This is a genomic window from Lyngbya sp. PCC 8106 (assembly GCF_000169095.1).
Lineage (GTDB): Bacteria > Cyanobacteriota > Cyanobacteriia > Cyanobacteriales > Microcoleaceae > Capilliphycus.
Map to the genome: position 1 here is coordinate 87,089 of NZ_AAVU01000011.1, position 20,082 is coordinate 107,170.

The window sequence follows — 20,082 nt, forward strand, 5'->3', positions numbered from 1 at the left end:
CCAACTATGACCAGCCCAACAGCAAGCAGAGATGTCAGTCCATCCAATCCGTCTTGGCAAATTCAAGTCCGACAGCTTCCCCTGTGGGTTCGTAGGTGCGGGGCTTGGGCTGTAGAAGTTTCATTAGTCGTCGCCAGTGGAGCCGTTCCCTATGGTATTGGTGCCTTGTGTAACCGCACTTCAGACGTTCCTCTCAGTCCCGTTCTCCGAACTACAGGCCAAGTGATCGGTGCAACGCTAGGTTTACCTGTTCGCGATCGCAACCCCCAAGTGAATCCTTTAACCAATCTGTTCTGGTGGGGGGCGTTGTTGACTCCAACATTAGTCGGAGGATGGCAGGTTTATCTATTGGCGACACGAGGACAAACTCTGCCCAAACGTTGGTTTGCGGTACAAGTGATTCAGACTAACTCTGTCGCCCCTCCTGGCTTGCTGCGTGCTTTCTATCGCGAAAGTGTGGGGCGTTGGGGAATTCCAGTGGGAATTGCTTATATTATTTGGCGAGTCACGGGTGCTTTTCCCAATTTAATTATCCTCACGGGTTTATCCGGTTTGATGATCTTAGCCGATGGGTTAATCGCCAGACGTTTTCAAGGTCGCACTGGACATGATCTTTGGGCGGGAACTCGGGTGCGAGAAGTACAACTACCGACGAATAATCCCTTTACTAGCTACGACTGGAGTAGTGAACAAGAAGCAGTCCGGGCGATTGTCTTCCGCTCTAAACAAGGCAAAATAGCCCTCAATCTTTGGGCTTGGATGCGCCAACATCCCGGAATTACCCTACTAACTGTCAGTGGCGCGAGTATGGCGGCTGTATTGGGGACGTTTGTGGGAACTCAGGTTTATATTCAAAATCAAGCCAATCGTCGAGAATTTCAACACCAAGATAATGAAGTATTTCTGGCGTTGGTGAGTAAATTATCGCCCAGTGCGTCTACCGATCCGGCTCAACGTCGAGGGGCAATTTTAGCCTTGGGAACGTTGAATGATTCCCGAGCTATTCCGTTATTAGTGGATTATTTGGGACAAGAAAGCAACCCGTTATTATTAGACTCTGCTCAACAAGCGCTCGTCAGTACCGGGCCGATTGCATTGCCCTATTTACGACAGTTAAATCAAGCCCTGAAAAATGATCTCGACTCGATGCAATTTGGGGCAAATGCTCAAGATAAACAGCTTGTAGAGCAACGTCAGCAAGCCACCCAAAGAGCGATCGCCAAAATTCTCACCGTTCACGAAGGGAATATTCATCACGTTGATCTCAGTCGTGTTGATCTCGGTCAATCGACGACATCTCCGACTCAATTTACATTAATTTTGGATCAAATTGATCTATCGGGGTTTAATTTTAGAAGTAGTATTCTCTCCCATGCTAGCTTTAAAAATAGCAGCTTTTACGGGCCTGGAGAAGATGGTCGTTATGAAACGTTTGATGATTGGGTTTCTGACTTGAGTGGGGCGGATTTAACCGGATCTAACTTCACAGGTGCTTTTCTCAGTCATATTAATATGAGACGTGCCAACCTCCTGAGAGCAACGTTAAATAAAGCGGATTTATCTCAAGCGGATTTAACGGGAGCAAATTTTAGTAGCGCTAAATTAATTGGAGCAAATTTAGAGCAAGCCAAGCTCAATAATGCTAAGTTTACGGGTACTGATTTAGCCAATGCCAATCTCTCGGAAGCGAATCTCAAAAATGCTCGTCTTAATGAAATGAATGCTCAAGGCGCTTTGTTTATTGAGGCGGATTTAGAAAATAGTCAGTTACAAAATGCTGATCTTTCGGGAGCGGATTTAAAGGGAGCCGATTTGAGAAATACTGACTTAAGTTCGGCATTATTAACTGGCGCGAATTTTAGAAATGCTAACCTCAAAAATGCCAATTTACAAAATGCTGACTTAACTTTAGTTAGTTTGAGAGGGGCAAATTTAAGAGGAGTAGATTTCCAAGATGCCGTCTTTTTTGTCAATCAACCTGAGGATAATAATCAAGATTCAATTATTGAGCCTTTGGCAATTGATACTCAATCCAATCGCATGAGAGGAGTTAATTTTTCTCGGAGTAAAAACCTGAGTTCAGAACAAATTAGTTATCTTTGTAATCAAGGCGCTATTCATCCCGACTGCAAACAATAGAATCTCCACCCCTCTCACCTCACGCCCCTAAATCCCCTGCCCCCTAAATCCCCGCCCCCGTGACCCCCAATTCTGGGGCAGGGCTGTTTCATTCTAAGTTAAAAATTGCCGGGGTTGATGGGGTGAAAGGGTGATGGGGTGATGGGGAGAGGAGTTTTTTCCGAGGAAAAATAGCTTTTTATTAATAAAAATCCTCCCTACCTCCCTACCTCCCTACCTCCCCACCTCCCCACAAATCAAGTTTTCGGGCAACGAAACGGCCCTGCCAATTCTGGGGGTATTTCTGGGGGACTTTGATAATGGGAGTAGAAGGGGGACTGTTAGTTATTTAAAACACCTGTAGCATTCTTTTTTAAGTTTAATATTAACTGGCAATTTCTTCTAACTTTTGCCAATCTTTGATAATAATTTTTCCGCCTCGTTGATAGACAACGGCTGATTGAATTGTTTTCATCAACCGTAAACATTCTTCATAGGTAATCCCAATACTCCGAGCAATTTGAGCATAGGGAAGATGAAGATTTAAACAGTCTCCACCCTCAACCGCTTGGGTTCCATAACGATTTGCATAATATTGAATTAAGCGTACAATTCGCACAATAGCACGTTCAGAAATTAAGCCATGTAGGGTATTATGAAGATGTTGCAAACGTTGGTTGAATACTTCAATAATTCTGAGGGCGACTTCCGGTTGATCACGAATGGTTTCTAATAAGGCTTCACGTTCAATTGTTAATACAATAGAATCAGTTTGACAGCGAACCGTCGCCGGAGCAATACCATCCCCAAAAATAGCAGGTGCTGCAAAAATTTCACCAGAAGCAATGATTCTGACTAAGGTTTCTTTACCATTAATCGCAGTTTTCCAGACTTGTAAGCTTCCTTCTATTAAAGCATAAAGTTGAGGGGAAAGACAATCGCCTTCAGAAATAACAATTTCATCTTTTCGATAACGTTTAATCAGAGTGTGGGGTTGCAGCCGTTCAAAACTATCAGCATCCAGAGTATCCAACACCGAGATTTTTGCTAAAGATTCCCTTAAACTTTGCATCGGATCTATACCGTTGGAAAGATTTAATTCTTTTTATGAGCTAGCTCAAGTACAAAGCAAAAATTATTCGCTACAGTGAGAATAACATAAAGTTTAGTAGAAATGCAAATCTTTTGAGATTGAGCGATAAAAGCCAACAAACAACACACAGGAAAAAAATCATGGCGAATACAATTGCAACACCTAACACTGCCTACAATACTCATTTACAAGATTTGATTGAATATCCCGAAAAAGGAATTTTAAGCAAAGTTATTCTCAAGGATGAGAACTGTCAATACACGCTATTTTGTTTAGCAAAAGGGACAGAAATTGAAGAACATACTTCGGCTCGTAATGCAACAGTTGTCGGAATTGAGGGAGCTGGAAAATTAACTCTAAATGGAGAAGAAATTGCGTTAAATTCTGGTGTTTTTGTGTTTATGCCTGCTCAGGCTCCCCATGCGTTAAAAGCTGATGAAAATCTGGCTTTTGTTCTGACGCTTTCTGAACAGTCCCAAGTCAAAAAGTATGTTAGCCCTCAAACGATTGAACTGATCAAATCTACTGCTCCTTTATTAAAAAAACAGGGTCAGGAAATTACAAAAAGGATGTATGAAATCATGTTTGAAAATCATCCTGAAGTCAAAGAACAGTTCAATATGAATGACCAAAAAGATGGTTCTCAACCCGCTCGGTTAGCCAACGCAATTTACAGTTATGCAACTCATATTGATGATTTAGAAGCCTTAAAATCAATGATTGAAAAAGTTGCTCATCGTCATGTTCAAACCCATGTTCAACCGGAACAATATTCTATGGTTGGAGAGAGTTTGTTACAGGCGATGAAAGATATTTTGGGTGAAGTTGCAACAGATGAAGTCATGGCAGCTTGGAAAGAAGCTTATCAACTTTTAGCAGAAGTGTTCATCAAGCGAGAACATCAAATCTATGAACAAGATGCCTAAGAGACTAGGAGTTTAGATGAAGATTTGCCTATCGTTTTTACCTGACGAACAAATTGCAAATTTAAGACGGCTAATATTAAGCTTTGGCTGACAAAAGCCAACAAGAGAGAAGCTAAATCTATTCGTTCAAATCCTGCAAAAAAGAGTGCAGAAAATAGGAAAAGTAGGGGTTGTTCACGGGGATAAATTTGCAAAACATTAAAGACGATTGGGGGTAAAATAACGATAGTGCTGAGAATGCCAGTTGTCCATAATGTTCGTCTACGGCTTTTCATCAACAACATCAGTTGTGCTAAACTTGCACAGAGTAGAATGAAACTGGCATTCAAAAATAATCCGAATAACAGTATATTTTTTTCTGCAAAAGAATCAACCGTTAAAAGTGTTATTAAAGCAATTGGAACTGAAACAATTAGCAGGTTAATAGCAATAGCGATAATCGCCGGGCTTTTTTCGCCCCAAACTAAATCTGAAATTAAATCTGTTTTTTGAGTCAATTTTACTGAGTCTTGTATCCAGTCTTTAAGGGTTAAGCGGTGGGGAGAAAGGACAGCAATTAACCCAAAAAAGAACAAGAGATTTTGAGCAAGTAAGAGTTGATAATTGATGAATCCAAAGTTTTGTATCGAGAACCCTAGACAAAGAATAGTAAAGCAGGCTGTAATTACATAACTCTGTCGTTTGCTCATTGGTGTGGAAATCGGATTATGAAAAAGACGCTGAATTCCTTGGAAAGTGAGTCGAGTCCAAACAATATAATTAGCAAGATAAAACAAGCTTAAATTCAAAGCATTTGCACCGATAGGGAGATAAAACCAACGCAGTCTGTGTAGTTCTGTGATGTAATATAGAACGGTTTTGTCAAAAATATGTTGTTGAGGGGATTCAGATAAAAAATAAGGCAACAGGGGAGAAGGAGAAAAGAGTTTAATGGCATCCCATCCATTATTTAGAGTGGGTTCTGTCGGAAATATTATCAAAAAAACAAATAAACAAAACAGCACAAATGCACTTGCTAGCCAGGGTTTTAAACCGACTATACTACCCTTGATTAACCCAAAAAACAGGGCTAAACTTAACACAAAAACGCATCGAAAAATTAGGATAACATCAAATCCTAATATATCTATAAAACTAAAATCACCAAGCAATCCAGACCAAAACTGTAAGGGAAGGGCTAAAGCAATTGCGAGATATAAGAGACAAGGAACACCCAACAATTTACCGATAAAAATATGAGTCGCAGATTGGGGTGTGAGTCGGATAAAATCTAAGGTTCCTCGTTGTTCTTCTTCGTCTAAATCGCTCACTAACATAAAGGTTCCGATAGCTAAAACCGCCGTCATTGCACCTAAACTCAGAACCAGAAAAATATCAAACCACTCATACTTTAAAGCGTGAACAGCCCCAATTTGAGCAAGGAGAGAAAGAGCAACAGTGAGGATAATATTACGAGATTTTAGGCGACCTTTTAGTTCTCGTAAAAGTTGAGGATTAAATTCTCTCAAAGGCTTAAATACAGTTTTAGTCATGGTTTATTTCTCCAATAAATTCAAGGGACGGGCGAGAAAACCCGCCCAAGTTAGTTAAGCTGAACGACCACTTAATAAAGCTTTAGAAGTTGATTCACCTGCTTTTTTAAGTTGTTGAGTTAGTTTTAAGTTCAATAAAACTGTAACCATCGACTGACCAACAATAGCAGTCAAAATTAATGGAATTGTTGCATATTCAACAGCAGCAAAAGACAGGGAAGAAAGTAAAAATACCAATGGTTCTTTTCTGGGTTGTAGTCCGAAGAAAGCCAAAATGATTAAAGGTGAAATGATTATAGCCCCAACCATTCCAACAGCCCAAAACCCTCGTTTGGGAGTTCTCATTAAAAGTACCAATTGAACTAGACTTGCACACAGCCAAATTAAACTTACATTTAACAGCAAAGCAGCGAGTATTTGCAAGCGTTCATCGGGTAAACCAATCCATAACGTTGTCAGTCCAAATAAAGCGATAACAATCACTAAATTCAGCCCAATTGCAACCACAGAAGGACTCCGTTCTCCGTACATTAAATCAGACATCAGATGGGGTTTTCCGTTTACTTTTTCCTGGCGATATCGCGCCCAATCTTGTAATGTTTGCCGTTGCGGAGACAAAGCAGCAATCAATGCAAAAAATAGAAGGAAATTAAACACAACAGCATAGATAATAGAAGACTGAGTTTTTAGTTCAAAGTCTTGGATTAAAAACCCTAAATTTATCACCGTTAAACACCCAGTAATCCAATAACTTTGTTGTTTACTAAACAGGGTAGCATCGGGATTGTGAAAACATCGTTTGAGTCCTTGCCAAATCCAAAATGTCAATATCCCAAAATGCAACAGGGAGAATAACAAAATCAACGTTATTGATGTTCCTAAAGGCAGTTCAAACCATTTCAAGACTTGAATACTTTCCTGATTAAATGGGAAATATAAGTAGGATGAACTTGTACCATCAATTAAGTAGCGCAAAAGAAAAGACGGACAAAATAAGTTTAGCCAATCACTACCATCTTGATAAATTGGTTTATTATTAGCAAGCATCAAGAATGTGAAAATAAAACCGCTACCTAACCAAGCTTGAAAGCCACTCTGTCCAAGCGTCATCAACCCAAACAGTAGTGAAAAACTATAGAAAAAGGCACAACTTGCAACCACAACTGCATAGAAACTAAAAATTTCTAAGATTGGAATTCCGGCTGATATTCCTGACCCAATATGATAGGGAATAAATAATGCAATGGCTAGATAGAGTAAACTGGGTACACCTAATATTTTTCCGACAAAAATACTTTTGTAGGTTTGAGGAGAAAGCTGAATAAAGTTGAGAGTTCCCCGTCGTTTTTCAGTCGCTAAATCATTGATAAGCATATAGCTTCCGATGATAATTAATGCAAAGAAACCAAATACACTCAACATCATAAAAATCTCAGCCCAGTAGTCACGCCACCATAATGAAGAATTAATAGCATCAGGCGGACAGTTAGCATTCATTAATTGACTGAGTTCAGATAGCTTGACTTCTAAAGCCTCACGGTTAATAGAAAGATCATTGGTGGGTGAAGAATAAAGTTGACTTTGAATCTGTGTGTATTTTTTATCATACTGTTCATAAGTTTCTTTTAGATTACAATACTTGCTACTTAGGCTAATCACATTCATGCTGAATTCTCGACTCAAAAATGATAAATAAACACACAATTGAGCCAATAGAGAAACACCAGTTGCAAGAGTTAAATTACGTCGATTAAACCGTCCTTTGATTTCCCGAAAGAGTTGGGGGTTGAGTTCACCAACTTGATTAAACCCATGAATTTTCATGTTTATGTTCCTTATTTGGATAGTTTGAGAGGATCAAAGATGTTTTAGGTAGAGGTCGATTTTCTATCTAAAACAGATTTTGAGACTAGATAAATGGTGTTAACTACAGTTTTAGCAAAACTTCAGCAATGACACACCCAATTCAATTCTGAAATCATCACTAAAAATTGTGCTTTTTTCTATGAAGCTTGCTGATGTTCAAGCTTGAGAAAAATCGATTCTAGACTTTCTTGAGTCGGAGAAAATTCAGTGATTGCAATATTTTCAGTCATTAACTTACGCAACAGTTTAGCACAATCCTGTTGAGAACCCGAAAACTGAACTCGCACTTTCTGAGTCTGAGGAATAATTTCCCATCCTTCAACTTGAGGATAATTTTTTAACTGATCAATTAACCTCTCAAGTTTACCCCAAACCCCGATTAAAATATGTTGATGACTCAAGCGTTGATACAAGTCTTGGAGAGATGCACTTTCGACTAAATAGCCCAATTCCATGATGCCAATTGAGGTACAAAAATCCTCTAAATCACTCAATACATGAGAGGAAATGATAATTGTCATTCCGGCTTCACGTAAGCTTTTAATAATATCCCGAAACTGCATCCTAGCAATAGGATCTAACCCCGAAACAGGTTCATCTAGTAATAGCACTAATGGTTCGTGAATAATCGTTCGCGCTAAACTAAGACGCTGTTTCATTCCTCTCGATAAAGTTGAAATCTGACTTTTGCGTTTATTCGAGAGTTGTACCAGTTCTAACACATCATACAAACGACGCGATCGCTTGGGTTCCCGTAAATAATAAAGTCGGGCAAAATAATCTAAATAATCCCAAACTGTGAGATCATTATAGAGAGGAAAATCATCTGGTAAATAGCCCAAACGTTGTTTAAGACTTGAGTTGGTATGATCGCGTTTTAAACGTTCACCGTGAATGTAAATCTCGCCTGTTGTGGCTTCTTCGGCTGTTGCTAACATTCGCAGTAAAGTCGTTTTTCCGGCACCATTCGGCCCAATTAATCCATAAACTTCACCCACTCTCACTTGTAAATCCAAGTCACTCACCGCCAGATGACGGTCAAATTGTTTTGTCAGTCCGCGTGTTTCAATTGCTAGTTCTGTCATATCATCTTCAACTGTTGAGTCAATAGTCGATCTGAATCCAGCCTAACCTCTCTCTACAGGATTCGTCATTAGGTTTACGGAAGAAGAAATAAAAATCTTAAAATATCAGAAATTAATTAAATTAAAGTCGGTAGCGAAAGACTTAATTCTTCTACCGACAATTTAAAAAATATTTTATAACGGTTTTAACTCAAAAACAATTAACCAAAACAGCGACATATAGCCGATTTTAGACGCCAGCTAAAACCTTTTCAAAATCAGGAATATTAACCCAAGTTCCTGTCTCACTAGACTCGTGAGTTAAATCCATTAACAACTGTGAATAAACGCCCTCACGCATTGAGGGAACCAGAGATTTTCCTTGTTCAATTCCGTTCACCCATTGATTGACAACCCGCACAAACGGTGCTATTCTTCCATCAGGATAAACACGCGGAAATTGTAAGTTTTCAGGAATAGAAATCTCTGCTAACGCCTCTCCATTTTTGCTTCCCCACAACTTAAAACCATGTACATAATCCTGTTGATTCTCACTTCCTAAAATCAGCGTTCCTTCACTACCATAAACTTCTACCCAATGTCCGCGTCCTTGATACGTGACCGAACTCAAACTGACTTGACAAGGGGTTCCGTCTGCTAATTCTAAGATTAAACTACACGTATCATCCGCATCCACAGGCTTTAACTTTCCGCCCTCTGAGGGGTCAGGACGAGACGGAATAGAGGTGCTTAATACACTACACATTCGATTAACTTTTCCAAACAACCAATCAATATAATCAAACGCATGAGAACCAATCGCCCCCAGCGCCCCACCCCCTTTTTCTTTTTGGGCGTACCAATTCCAACCCCGTTCAGGATTGGCCCGACTTGAAACTAACCAATCAATTTTAATTAACCGTTTTTCTCCCACATAATTTTGACTCAAAAGTTCGGCAAAATGTTGCCAAGCGGGAACAAACCTAAACTCAAAATCTAACGTCGTTACACAGTTATTTTGTTGGGCTAATCGATAGAGTTTTTGGGCTTCATTCACATTCAAAGTTGTCGGTTTTTCTAACAGTAAATGCTTCTTCGCTTGTAAGACAATTTTCGCCATTTCATAATGCAAGAAAGGCGGTGTTGAAATCGCTACACCTGTCACATCCGGTAAACCAACAATCTCCTCAATTGTACTAGCCGCATGAGGAATATTATGACTCGATGCCATCGCTTTCGCTTTTTCAATATCCCGATGATAAACCGCCACAACCTCTGTACGTGGATGATCTTGAAGTCCGGGAATATGAACCTTTTTTCCGAACCCTGTACCGATGACTGCAATTCCAATTTTATTTGTCATTATTCAACTCTAATTTGTTAGTTTTATCGTTTGATTTAGCGATTTATTGCTTATTTTTTGATCGATTTTCAATCCATTCAATCACCTGTTTTCCTAAATTGACATTATCCAATAAATCTATCTCCCGAATTCCGGTTGGACTGGTCACATTTACTTCCGTTAGATACCCCCCAATCACATCAATTCCCACAAAATATAACCCATCTTCTTTTAATTTTGATGCCAGTTGCATACAAATATCTCGTTCCCGATCTGTAATTTCCGCTTGGGCAACTCGTCCACCCACTGCCATATTTCCGCGAAATTCTTTCCCCGTCGGAATCCGATTGATCGCCCCTATCGGTTCACCGTCTAACAAAATAATCCGTTTATCGCCTTCTTTCGCGGCAGGTAAATACGTCTGTACCATTACAGGTTCTCGACCTTGTTTAGTGCTAATTTCAATTAAAGAATTAAAATTGCGATCGCCTGCTTCTAAAAATAAAATTCCTTCTCCCGCTTTTCCACCCAAAGGCTTCAAAACTCCCGCACCTTGTTTCTCAACAAACTCTCGAATTACCTGTTTATTTTGACTGACAATAGTTTCAGGTATTGCTTCAGTAAATTGTAAAGCATACATCTTCTCATTTGCCGCCCGTAACCCTTGAGGTGAATTAATCACCAATGTTTTTCTAGAGTCAATATAATCAAGGATATAAGTTGCATATAAATAAGGAACCGTCACGGGCGGATCAGTCCGAATAAACACCGCATCCATTTCTTCTAAAGCCAATAACTGCGGCTTGTCCAACGAAAACCAAAGTTCAGCCGAAATCCAGCGATCGCCTTCTCGTTTCACCGGAGTCAGACGAACCGGAATTAAAGTCGCCCAGGCTTTCCCTTGCGTCACCGTTAGTTGAGGCATCTGGGTGATCCAGACTTCGTGACCCAGGGCTTGGGCGGCTTCCATAATCGCCACACTACTGTCGTGGCCAGGGTTCAGCTTTTCAATCGGGTCAATGATGAATGCAAATTTCATCGATGTTAGGGGTATTGGTGAAGGAGCAACTGTGAAGTAGCATTTTTTATCCTACCGCGATCGTTGACACCTTCCAACAATTCCTAGCCATGAACCCCTCAACTAAGCTAACAATGGATCAAGCTTTCCTTGGGCGTCTAACGCATGAATATCGTCACAACCGCCAATATGTTGATCGTTGATAAAAATTTGCGGGACAGAACGGCCACCATTTGCACGTTTGGCCATTTTGTCTCGTGCTTCTTCATCCCCATCAATCACGTACTCGGTGAAATCTACGCCTTTGTTTTTGAGGAGTGATTTCGCCCGGAGACAGAAAGGACAGGTACTCCAAGTATAAATTTCGACTTGAGCGGCCATAATATTGTGAGTCAGTGAGTAACGTTTTCTAATTTTAATACCAACAGGAGTTAGATTCAACTCATCTTCAGTCTTGGGTTTTGAGGATTGGCAGATTGAGAGATCGGAAAAACGATTTTCCCAGTTTCCTATTTACTGTTAAATAACTTGACGTTCATTCACAGGTTGAACGGGTCTAGCATTGACATTGTAAAGAGATCGAAAATACTCAATCTGTTTGCTAGAAACTTCAATCGGTTTTTCAAACACGATCCAGTTTACCCCTTCACTACAGGGCGGTGTCGTTAACGAACCCCTGTAATTGTAATACACTTGCTCTTGAGGAGGTAACGCACTGGCATTAATCGCGACTCCACTGACAGGATTTTCTCGTGTTTCTTCCGGTACATGAGGCCATAAACTGGAAATAAATCGATTTTCCGTTCCTTCTGCCATCAAAATTCCAATTACCGCCAATTCACCATCCGAACTTTGATGAACCAGATGAACTTCCATCGGATAAGATTTTCCATCTAACTGATGTTCACTTGGCGAATGAAAGTGAAATTGCAGTAATTCATATTGTTGATCATCAATTTTAATGGTACTTCCCGCTTCATACTCGACCTCAACGGTATGACCTCTGTTAATCACTTTGAGCGGTGTATAATCGTAGCTAAATTCTATTTTGGGCTTGGGTGTCAAAACCGATGTGTCAATATTAATCGGAGACTGTTGCAGTCCCGTTTCACAAAGGGCAAATTCTTCATTTAAAGCCGCCCAATTTTCCGGCCCAATTTCACCGCGATAGCCCCATTCGCCTGTTTCGGGCTGAGTTATTGAACAAGCGACGGGAATAATTAGCACCGTCACAATAAAGATGATCAAGTGCCTCATCCGACTTTTAATTCTGTTCATTGGAGGTTATTTTTTAGTAAAGTTCGTATTTAAGTAAAGTACAAGCGATCGTTCCGTTATAAACGGGTATTCGTTGCGCGGTTCTCAATCCGACTTGTTTAGAGAGAGCTTTATTTCCAGTTAGAATAAATGCAGTCCACCCCTTGAAACGTTGCTTGAATATATCTCCAAGCTGTTGATAAAGACTTCCTAACTGGTTCACATCACCTAAGCGTTCTCCGTAAGGAGGATTACAGATAATTATACCGTGATCCGCCGGAGGTTCAAGGTGAAATAACGTTGCTTGAGTTAAACGAATTTGATCTTCAACCCCGCACTGTTGAGCATTATAACGGGCTTGAGCTAACATTTCCCCATCGCGATCGCATCCGGCAATAATTGTCTCTAACTGGGGTAACTGACTCTTTTCCGCTTCTTGATACAACGAGTCCCACAACTCCCCATCAAAATCTTGCCATCTCATAAACCCAAACGTCTCCCGAAACAGTCCAGGTGCAACGTTCAACCCCTTCAAAGCCGCTTCTAGAGGGAGGGTTCCAGAACCGCACATCGGGTCTAAAAACGGCATATTTGGCTGCCATCCCGCCATCTCCAGCAACGCTGCGGCTAGAGTTTCTTTCAGGGGCGCTTTCCCCACGGCTGGCCGATATCCCCGTCGATGTAAACTCTGACCCGAACTATCTAAACTCAGAATTCCCCGATCTTGATCAATGTGAAGATTAATGATCACATCAGGATCTTCTGTATCAATACTCGAACGTTCGCCCCACTGTTGACGTTGCTGATCGACTATTGCATTTTTGACCTGTAACGCACTAAAATGAGTATGATTTAGAGCGTGATTTCGACCTGTACAGTGAACGGCAAATGTATCATCGGGTTGAATATACTGTTCCCAGGAAAGGCTTTGAACTGCTTGATAGAGTTGTTTGGCATCGGAACAAGCAAAGTGATGAATCGGAACCAACACCCGAAAAATCGTTCTAGACCAAAGATTCACCCGATAGAGAAGTTCGCGATCTCCTTCAAAGTGTACCCCAGTAAAGTCTGGACGAATCGCCTTTGCACCTAAGCGTTCCAACTCTTGAGCTGCGATCAACTCTAAACTCCGGGCGACTTTGGCAAAATATTGGCTCATCCAATAGACGAACTTAAAACTTTAGATAGATTTAGAAATTTAGGATGCACTGTTAAACTATAAACCCAGATTGACTTACAAAACACTCAGCTTTAAAAACATACATGAGATAAAACTAAAGCGGCCAGACATTCCGACCGCATCGAAAATCCTCACACCACACACACAGGAATGACATACAAATTTAACAGAGACGTCATTTACTTTTTTCAGGAAGGACACCGGCGACTGGCCGTGTTTCGTCTCGGTGTCCTAACTGGTTCGCTCCTCACACGCTTGTAACTGTATCCAACCCATTATCCTTTTGTCAATACTCTAATCCGGATTTTTTTCAGAAATAGTCTGAAAGCTTTATAAAATATAGGTTTTACTCGTGGGGAAAGTTAGGGGAAAGATTGACTCCGCCTCAAAAATGGGACAACAGACAGCCATTTACCCGGAAGTCCACAACAAATTGTATAGGTAGGGAGGTGGGGAGGTGGGGAGATGGGGAGATGGGGAGATGGTGAGTCCACCCCCGTGCGCGGGGAACCCGCGTTGATGGGAGTGGCTATCGGTGTTGGGGGAGGTTGGGAGATGGGGAGATCTTACCTTCTGCCTTTTGCCTAAATTATTCTGCCTTCATTCAATTAAAACGGCGTATAAGTAATTGAGAAATAAACCCCGGCTTCTTGTAAAGAATTTTCGTCTCGATCATCAACTTCATTGAACGGAATTCCATAATCAATTCGAGCGTTAAACCGTTCTCCTAAACGCAATTGTAAACCCAATCCAATCCCGGCGATTGTATCATTTTCTTGGCTATCTTCTTCCTCAACATTCCAGCCGCGACCAAAATCAAAAAACGGAACAATTTGCAATACATTTCCTTCGCCAAAACGAGCAACTGGAAACAAAGCTTCGGCAGATAAAAACACACCATTATCCGTTAATAAAACATCCTGACGATAGCCTCGTACACTTTGATAACCCCCTAAAGGAAACTGTTCTAACGGCACCAACGCTCTAGTTGATAATTGTACATCTGATCGAAAAACTAACAACAGATCGGGGGCTAATAATCGCACATATTGACCTTGACCTCGCCAAGCAAAAAATCGACTATCGGGCGGTTCATTATTAATTGTCGCATCAAATGCACCCACACCTAAACTAAACTGTGATCGCCCAGCCAAAACTGATCTCGAAGTTCTTCGAGTGTATTCTTGAAACACACGAATTGCCGAAATTTTGGTGCTTCCATCTTCTTCTGCACCCACAGAAAGGGGTTCTTCTTCTCCTAAAATAGTGGTTTGACTATTTTCCCGAGAAAGGGTTAATCCCACCGCAATATCTTGAGTCGGAGTTTGATAAATCGGTTGACGAATGGTTAACCCAAAGCGATCAGAGTCTCCCGTAATATCAAGGCGATCAAATGGCTCTTCAATTACTTGCGAATCTGTGCCATAATAATCAAAACGAATAGTGCCATTATGGGCATTAAATGGAAACGTATAGTTAATATCATAGCGATCGCTTCCCTCAGTATTCGTATAAGCCGCATTAATGCGATCGCCAAACCCCAACAAATTCAAGTGAGTTACACTTAAACCTCGACGAAAACTTCCCACACTCGGAATGCGACCATTATCAGCAATTAAGTCTACACTAAACGGATCAGCAGGCGTTACTGTTACCGTTAAAACACTCAATTCAGGACGAGAACCCGCAGCTAGTTCCGCCGAAATATTTTCAATTAAGGGATCAAGTTGTAGGAGTTGTAAAGCAGTCAATAAACGGTTAACATTTAAAGGTGTTTTTGTGGCGACTCTGATCCGACTGCGAACATAACTCGGTCTTAAACGTCCAGTTCCGGTCACATTAATTTCTTCTAAACCCCCTTCGATCACTTGTAGCGTAATCACCCCATCTGTTAAACTTTGACCCGCAGGAAGAATCACCCCAGAATTGACAAAACCCGACTCTGTATAAAATTGAGTCACCGCTGCTTCTGCTTGCAAAAGTTCAGCAAACGTAATCGGACGACCGACAAATTTCGCCGTGATCTCCGCTAATTCCTGATCAGTATAGGCAGTATTTCCGATGAATTCAAACCGTTCAATTGTGATCGTATCTGGAATACCAGGAAGGTCTTCTGGAACAGGCGGAACTACTGGAGACGGTTCTATCTCTAAAGGTGGGGAAGGAGAAGGCTGAGGAATTGGAATAGGTGTAGGAAAGGGTTCTGGCGGGTTAATCGGTTGAGGAATTTGAGCTAAACAGGGATTTCCCATTAAGATTAATAGGGATAACCCAAATCCCAGAGCCAATGTGCCAAACTGCATGAACTTAAAAGAATATCTTAATTTTAGATCAAGAATAAGTCAGTTTAACGCTCAATGCCAAGAGTTGCAGTTGACAAATATCGATTTGAACTTCAGTTTCAAGTCCTAATACTTCCCTCAGTTTAAGTCCAAATATTTTTAGAGTTAAACTTTATTGAATATATTCTTTTGAGAGGGGCTTAGGAGGTCGAGGTACGGGTCTAGTTTGTGAGGTTTGCAGTTGCTTAATGGCGATAATCAAACGCTTGAGATGAGGCTTGATAATTTCTTGATGTTCTTGAGTCAGTTGATTAAGTTGATCTTGAAGTTGTCCGAGACTAACATCTGGTTTGTAGGGAGGAATGGGTTGTCCTTTTTGCAGCGTAGAGAGCGCCTGTTGAATTTCATTGACTTGTCCATTGACACCCTGCAAATGCTGTTGAGTCGTGACAATTTCTTGACGCATTTGTTGCCGCATTTCTTCTAGAGCCGCCGAAATGTTATCCTGCATAGAAGAAATATTTTCACTCAGAACAGCAACCTGCTTGGAACGATAAGCGGTTTCGAGAGATTCTTGCTCAGGGAGTTCTTCTTGTTTCTCTCTCAGGGTAGCAATCTCGCGGGTCAGTTGTTGTTGAATCAGCCAAATTGCTCGCACTGCATTGCTTTCTAGCTTATTGATTGACTGCTGCATTTGTACAACGTCTTGCTGAGACAGTTGAACTTGGTGTTCGACACGGTAACGATTGGCAACATTAAGTGAAAGTGCTACCGTTAAAGGGGCTACCCCGTAAAAGGCTTGACCCGACAGAGCAACGACCACCGAACCCACCGCCGAACTGAATAGAGAAACATATTCTGCTAGTTCTAACCAGTGTCGTTGTTTAAATTTCTGCACAACTGCACCTGAGGAATTAGAATTGAATGAAGCCATAGCCGGATTTGGAATTTGATGCGATCGGCGTTGATCGCGGTGAGAGAGTTCAGGAAACATTATCTTGATCTCAATAGGTGAAGGACAGAAGGCACTCAGGTCGATCTTGAAAAAGAAGTTGTCTCTACTTTAGTTTAATGGGTGGGGGATGTCTAGGCCTGAAATTGATACGGAACGTTAAAATATCAATTGGGATGAAAATAAGTGGACGAAAGTCTTTATAATAGACTTGGACATCAGTTTAAATGTTGTTTAGCAGAGTTAAATTTCCAAAATGAAACCTGACAATCGCCGTTTTATTGATCAAGTCCGACCCCTTTTGAGTATAACGACATTTGTTATCCTAATCATCGGAGTCGGGTTTTTAAGTGTTAATTTTATTTTAGCTTTAATCTCTAAATTAAGTTGAGATTAATCTCAGAGTTAATGAAGAAATTTTCGGACTTGATATTCATAACTTTTAACAATCGGCATTCTTAAGTCTCCCATACGCTGATCTAACGCATCAAGTTCTTCTTGAGGAATAGATTTCCACTGTTGGCGAGTCTCCCACCGAATCACCAAGACAATTTCTTCTTTTTGCGGATCAATCCAAGTTTCTTTTCCCATAAAACCCGGATATTGTTTGAGTCCTTGTGTCCAGACTTCTTCATCTCGCTTGAGAAAAGCTTCCCATTTTTCTTGAGGAACTTTAAGCTGTAACCATTCAATCACCATATCCATTCGTACTTAATCTAAAAAACGAAGGGAAAACACTTTGATTTTCCCTGTACTGTTAAGATAATCTTGGGTTTAACGATTTTGCAAAAATTGTCCTGCTAACCGCATAGCATCAGCAACATCGACATCCCCATCTCGATCGGCATCCAAAAAGCTATTGAGTACCGAATTTGAACCCTGTTGAGGATTTTCAGTCGAAGTCCCTGTTTTCAAGAGATTCAACACCAAAGGAATCAAAGCGGGTAGTAAACTTTGAATCGTACCTGCTTCAATTCCTGTACGACTAGAAATGGCTTCTGCAACTTGAACCTGTTGTTGGGTCGAAAACAGCGAAGCCACCGCTTGAGGGTTTGTACCCGTACCGCTATACTGATTCACAAAAGCTTGCACCGACTCATTTCCTTGATTCGTCCGCTTTTGTTGCAACGCTGAACGTACATAGCCCCCTAAAACCGATAAAGCCGTTTGAGTCGTCTCCGAGGAAACGCTCTGATTATTCGTAAGCTGCTGTACGGTACTTAAAATGTCATTGAGCTGAGAATTGCTTGCCTCGCGGTTTGGATCACTCAAAGCACCAACAATTTGATCAAACAGTCCCATAATATTAAAAGGGAATTGACGGAATTAACCATAGTCTACCCTATTCGTTCGGGCAATAAAAGCTTACATTTGCTAAAATTTGTCTTCGGTCGATCAGACTTGCTAGGATTGATACAATTCCCACACCGACTTCTTCTCCGTCAGGGTTAGGTCAGTCCATAGAGGAGGATTGTGTATTTATACGGTTTCGAGCGTACAATTCTCTCTATCTTCGGTATATCTGTCTCAACTGACTTAAAATTGATCTAATTCTTCCAAGCTGATTGCAACCTCACGGATGTCTGTAAGCTCACCCACTCACAACTCTTCTGCTAGTAGCCCGACTCCAGTGGGGCTAAAACTGTCGTTATTCAATCGTCTTGGGATTCGGCAGAAAATTGGCTTGGGCTATGCTCTCGTGATTGGAATTGCCATGTTGGGTGCAATCACAAGCTTTGTCGTCGAAGGATACTACAAAGGAAAACTTAAAGAACAGTTTCCAGTCGATCAAGAAAAAGCACAAACTTTAACTCGGATCAATAATAATGTCTTTGAACTCAAATCAAACCAAGAAGAATTAGTGGGTTTAATTACTCAAACTTCATCTATTGCTGAAGATCTTTCAGAAATTCGTTCGGGTATTTTTGAAATTAACCGTCAACTTCAACAACTAAAGTTTATTCCCAAAACCCAAAATAGAGAAGTTCAAAATGACTATATAAAAATTCAAAATCTATCTCAACAATATACAGAAAATCTTCAAGTATATGCTCAAAATTTAGAAAAGATTTTGCAAACCATAGAAAAAGGAAGAAGTGATCCCCGAACCCAACAATCTCTGCAAAACGCTTTAATTCAATTTAGTCAGAGTCCAGAAGCTCAAAACTTATATAATTTATCAGACGAATCAATCGCCCTCACCGTGAGTTTAGGAGATCGAGTCTCTCAAGGATTAAAAGCCAGTGAAAAAGCCGAACTTTTAGGCAACCAAATCCTCTTTTTTAGTCTATTAATATCCGCATTTCTCGGCTTAGTCTTAGCCGTTTATATCAGTTGGGTAATCGCGTATCCCATAGCAACAATGATCAAAGTAGCGAATCAAGTGGGTGAAGAATCAGATTTTGCTATCCAAATTCCTGTCACCACAGACGATGAAATCGGAGAACTCACCTACGCTTTAAATCATCTTATTCAAAGAGTCGCAGAATACACCGAGGAACTTGAAAAAGCAAAAGTTTTAGCCGAATCTGCTAACCGTTCTAAAAGTGTCTTTTTAGCAAATATGAGTCACGAACTTCGCACCCCTCTCAACGCGATCATTGGTTATAGCGAAATGCTACATGATGAAGCCGATGATCTCGGCTGTCACGACTTTCTTCCTGACTTAGAAAAAATTCAAACAGCCGGAAGACATCTACGAGATATGATCAGTGATATTCTTGACATTTCCAAAATTGAAGCAGGTCATGTTACCCTTTATTTAGAAGATTTTTCAGTCGAAAAACAGTTACTCAAAGATGTCATCACAACCACAAAACCCCTCGCCGAGAAAAATAGAAATACTGTTAAAATAGAAATTAAAAATGAGATTGGTCAGATGTATGCTGATCTTCCAAAAGTAAGACAGATTCTGCTCAACTTACTCAGTAATGCGTGTAAATTTACTCAGGACGGTGTGATTACAATTGTCGTCAAAAGAGTTAAATCTAAACCCTCCTCAACGCGAAGAACTTTGTCTTCAGGAAGTCGTTTTGGCGGCAATCAAATGCAGCAATATCTGATCTTCAAAGTCATCGATACTGGAATCGGAATGAGTGACGAACAACAAAAACTCATTTTTAAAGCCTTTACTCAAGCCGATGCTTCTACAACTAAACGCTTTGGGGGAACAGGATTAGGACTTGCCATTAGTCAGCGTTTATGCGAAATTCTCGGAGGTGGAATTACAGTAGAAAGTCAGGAGGGAAAAGGTTCAACCTTTATCGTTTGGCTTCCAGTTCATGTCAAAATGTAAACTCATACAGGACAAATACTATCGTGGGATGATCAGACAAATTGTTCCAACATTTTACCCTCAATAGACGACTGCGGCTATCCGTACCTAACAGGGGAGGAAGATTGTACAGAATGTTCATTCAAGGTAAGCTACAGTTTAATAGTCGTCAAGTGAG

The 20,082-nt window shown here is 40.7% G+C and carries 16 protein-coding genes; 3 read left to right on the forward strand and 13 right to left on the reverse strand.

Going from position 1 to position 20,082, the window contains the following annotated elements:
* Nucleotides 1–6 precede the first annotated feature (6 nt).
* Nucleotides 7–2,139 (forward strand): pentapeptide repeat-containing protein, encoded by a 2,133-nt coding sequence (locus L8106_RS09735; protein ID WP_009784100.1) that lies wholly within the window; start codon nt 7–9, stop codon nt 2,137–2,139.
* Between the two features lie 364 nt (nt 2,140–2,503).
* Here the strand turns inward: L8106_RS09735 and L8106_RS09740 are convergent, their stop codons facing one another.
* The gene (locus tag L8106_RS09740) at nt 2,504–3,190 is read right to left on the reverse strand and encodes a Crp/Fnr family transcriptional regulator (RefSeq protein WP_009784101.1); all 687 of its coding nucleotides are present in this window, start codon (nt 3,188–3,190) and stop codon (nt 2,504–2,506) included.
* Between the two features lie 161 nt (nt 3,191–3,351).
* On the opposite strand from L8106_RS09740, the gene L8106_RS34425 reads away from it, so the two are divergent.
* The gene (locus tag L8106_RS34425; RefSeq protein WP_009784102.1) at nt 3,352–4,137 is read left to right on the forward strand and encodes a globin domain-containing protein; all 786 of its coding nucleotides are present in this window, start codon (nt 3,352–3,354) and stop codon (nt 4,135–4,137) included.
* On the opposite strand, the gene L8106_RS09750 is transcribed toward L8106_RS34425, so the two are convergent.
* The 12 genes from L8106_RS09750 to L8106_RS09805 form a co-directional block, all read right to left on the reverse strand.
* Nucleotides 4,134–5,669: a hypothetical protein gene (locus tag L8106_RS09750; RefSeq protein WP_009784103.1), complete on the reverse strand. Its 1,536-nt coding sequence runs from the start codon at nt 5,667–5,669 to the stop codon at nt 4,134–4,136. The two genes, L8106_RS34425 and L8106_RS09750, sit on opposite strands and share 4 nt — an antisense overlap.
* A 54-nt stretch (nt 5,670–5,723) precedes the next feature.
* The gene (locus tag L8106_RS09755; RefSeq protein ID WP_009784104.1) at nt 5,724–7,493 is read right to left on the reverse strand and encodes a hypothetical protein; all 1,770 of its coding nucleotides are present in this window, start codon (nt 7,491–7,493) and stop codon (nt 5,724–5,726) included.
* Nucleotides 7,494–7,672: 179 nt separating this feature from the next.
* Entirely contained in the window at nt 7,673–8,620 is a 948-nt protein-coding gene (locus L8106_RS09760; protein WP_009784105.1) for an ABC transporter ATP-binding protein, read from the reverse strand.
* Nucleotides 8,621–8,849: 229 nt separating this feature from the next.
* On the reverse strand, nt 8,850–9,962 hold the full coding sequence (locus L8106_RS09765; RefSeq protein WP_009784106.1) for a Gfo/Idh/MocA family protein: 1,113 nt from the start codon (nt 9,960–9,962) through the stop codon (nt 8,850–8,852).
* A gap of 43 nt (nt 9,963–10,005) precedes the next feature.
* Nucleotides 10,006–10,980 carry a glutathione synthase gene (gene gshB, locus L8106_RS09770; protein WP_009784107.1) on the reverse strand — a complete coding sequence of 325 codons (975 nt, stop codon included), beginning with the start codon at nt 10,978–10,980 and terminating at the stop codon, nt 10,006–10,008.
* A gap of 102 nt (nt 10,981–11,082) precedes the next feature.
* Complete coding sequence (grxC, locus tag L8106_RS09775; protein WP_009784108.1) at nt 11,083–11,340, reverse strand: glutaredoxin 3; 258 nt, start codon at nt 11,338–11,340, stop codon at nt 11,083–11,085.
* Between the two features lie 138 nt (nt 11,341–11,478).
* Nucleotides 11,479–12,237, reverse strand: coding sequence for a carbonic anhydrase (locus tag L8106_RS09780; RefSeq protein WP_071941382.1), 759 nt, complete (start codon nt 12,235–12,237; stop codon nt 11,479–11,481).
* Between the two features lie 13 nt (nt 12,238–12,250).
* Entirely contained in the window at nt 12,251–13,375 is a 1,125-nt protein-coding gene (locus tag L8106_RS09785; RefSeq protein WP_009784110.1) for a class I SAM-dependent RNA methyltransferase, read from the reverse strand.
* Nucleotides 13,376–14,004: 629 nt separating this feature from the next.
* Nucleotides 14,005–15,699 (reverse strand): ShlB/FhaC/HecB family hemolysin secretion/activation protein, encoded by a 1,695-nt coding sequence (locus tag L8106_RS09790; RefSeq protein ID WP_009784112.1) that lies wholly within the window; start codon nt 15,697–15,699, stop codon nt 14,005–14,007.
* A 151-nt stretch (nt 15,700–15,850) separates the two neighbouring features.
* Nucleotides 15,851–16,672: a hypothetical protein gene (locus L8106_RS09795; protein ID WP_009784113.1), complete on the reverse strand. Its 822-nt coding sequence runs from the start codon at nt 16,670–16,672 to the stop codon at nt 15,851–15,853.
* 363 nt (nt 16,673–17,035) lie between these two features.
* Entirely contained in the window at nt 17,036–17,335 is a 300-nt protein-coding gene (locus L8106_RS09800; protein ID WP_009784114.1) for a TIGR03792 family protein, read from the reverse strand.
* 69 nt (nt 17,336–17,404) lie between these two features.
* Nucleotides 17,405–17,932 carry a DUF937 domain-containing protein gene (locus tag L8106_RS09805; protein WP_009784115.1) on the reverse strand — a complete coding sequence of 176 codons (528 nt, stop codon included), beginning with the start codon at nt 17,930–17,932 and terminating at the stop codon, nt 17,405–17,407.
* Nucleotides 17,933–18,209: 277 nt separating this feature from the next.
* Here L8106_RS09805 and L8106_RS09810 point away from each other — a divergent pair, with 277 nt between their 5' ends.
* Nucleotides 18,210–19,925: an ATP-binding protein gene (locus L8106_RS09810; RefSeq protein ID WP_039895892.1), complete on the forward strand. Its 1,716-nt coding sequence runs from the start codon at nt 18,210–18,212 to the stop codon at nt 19,923–19,925.
* Nucleotides 19,926–20,082 lie beyond the last annotated feature (157 nt).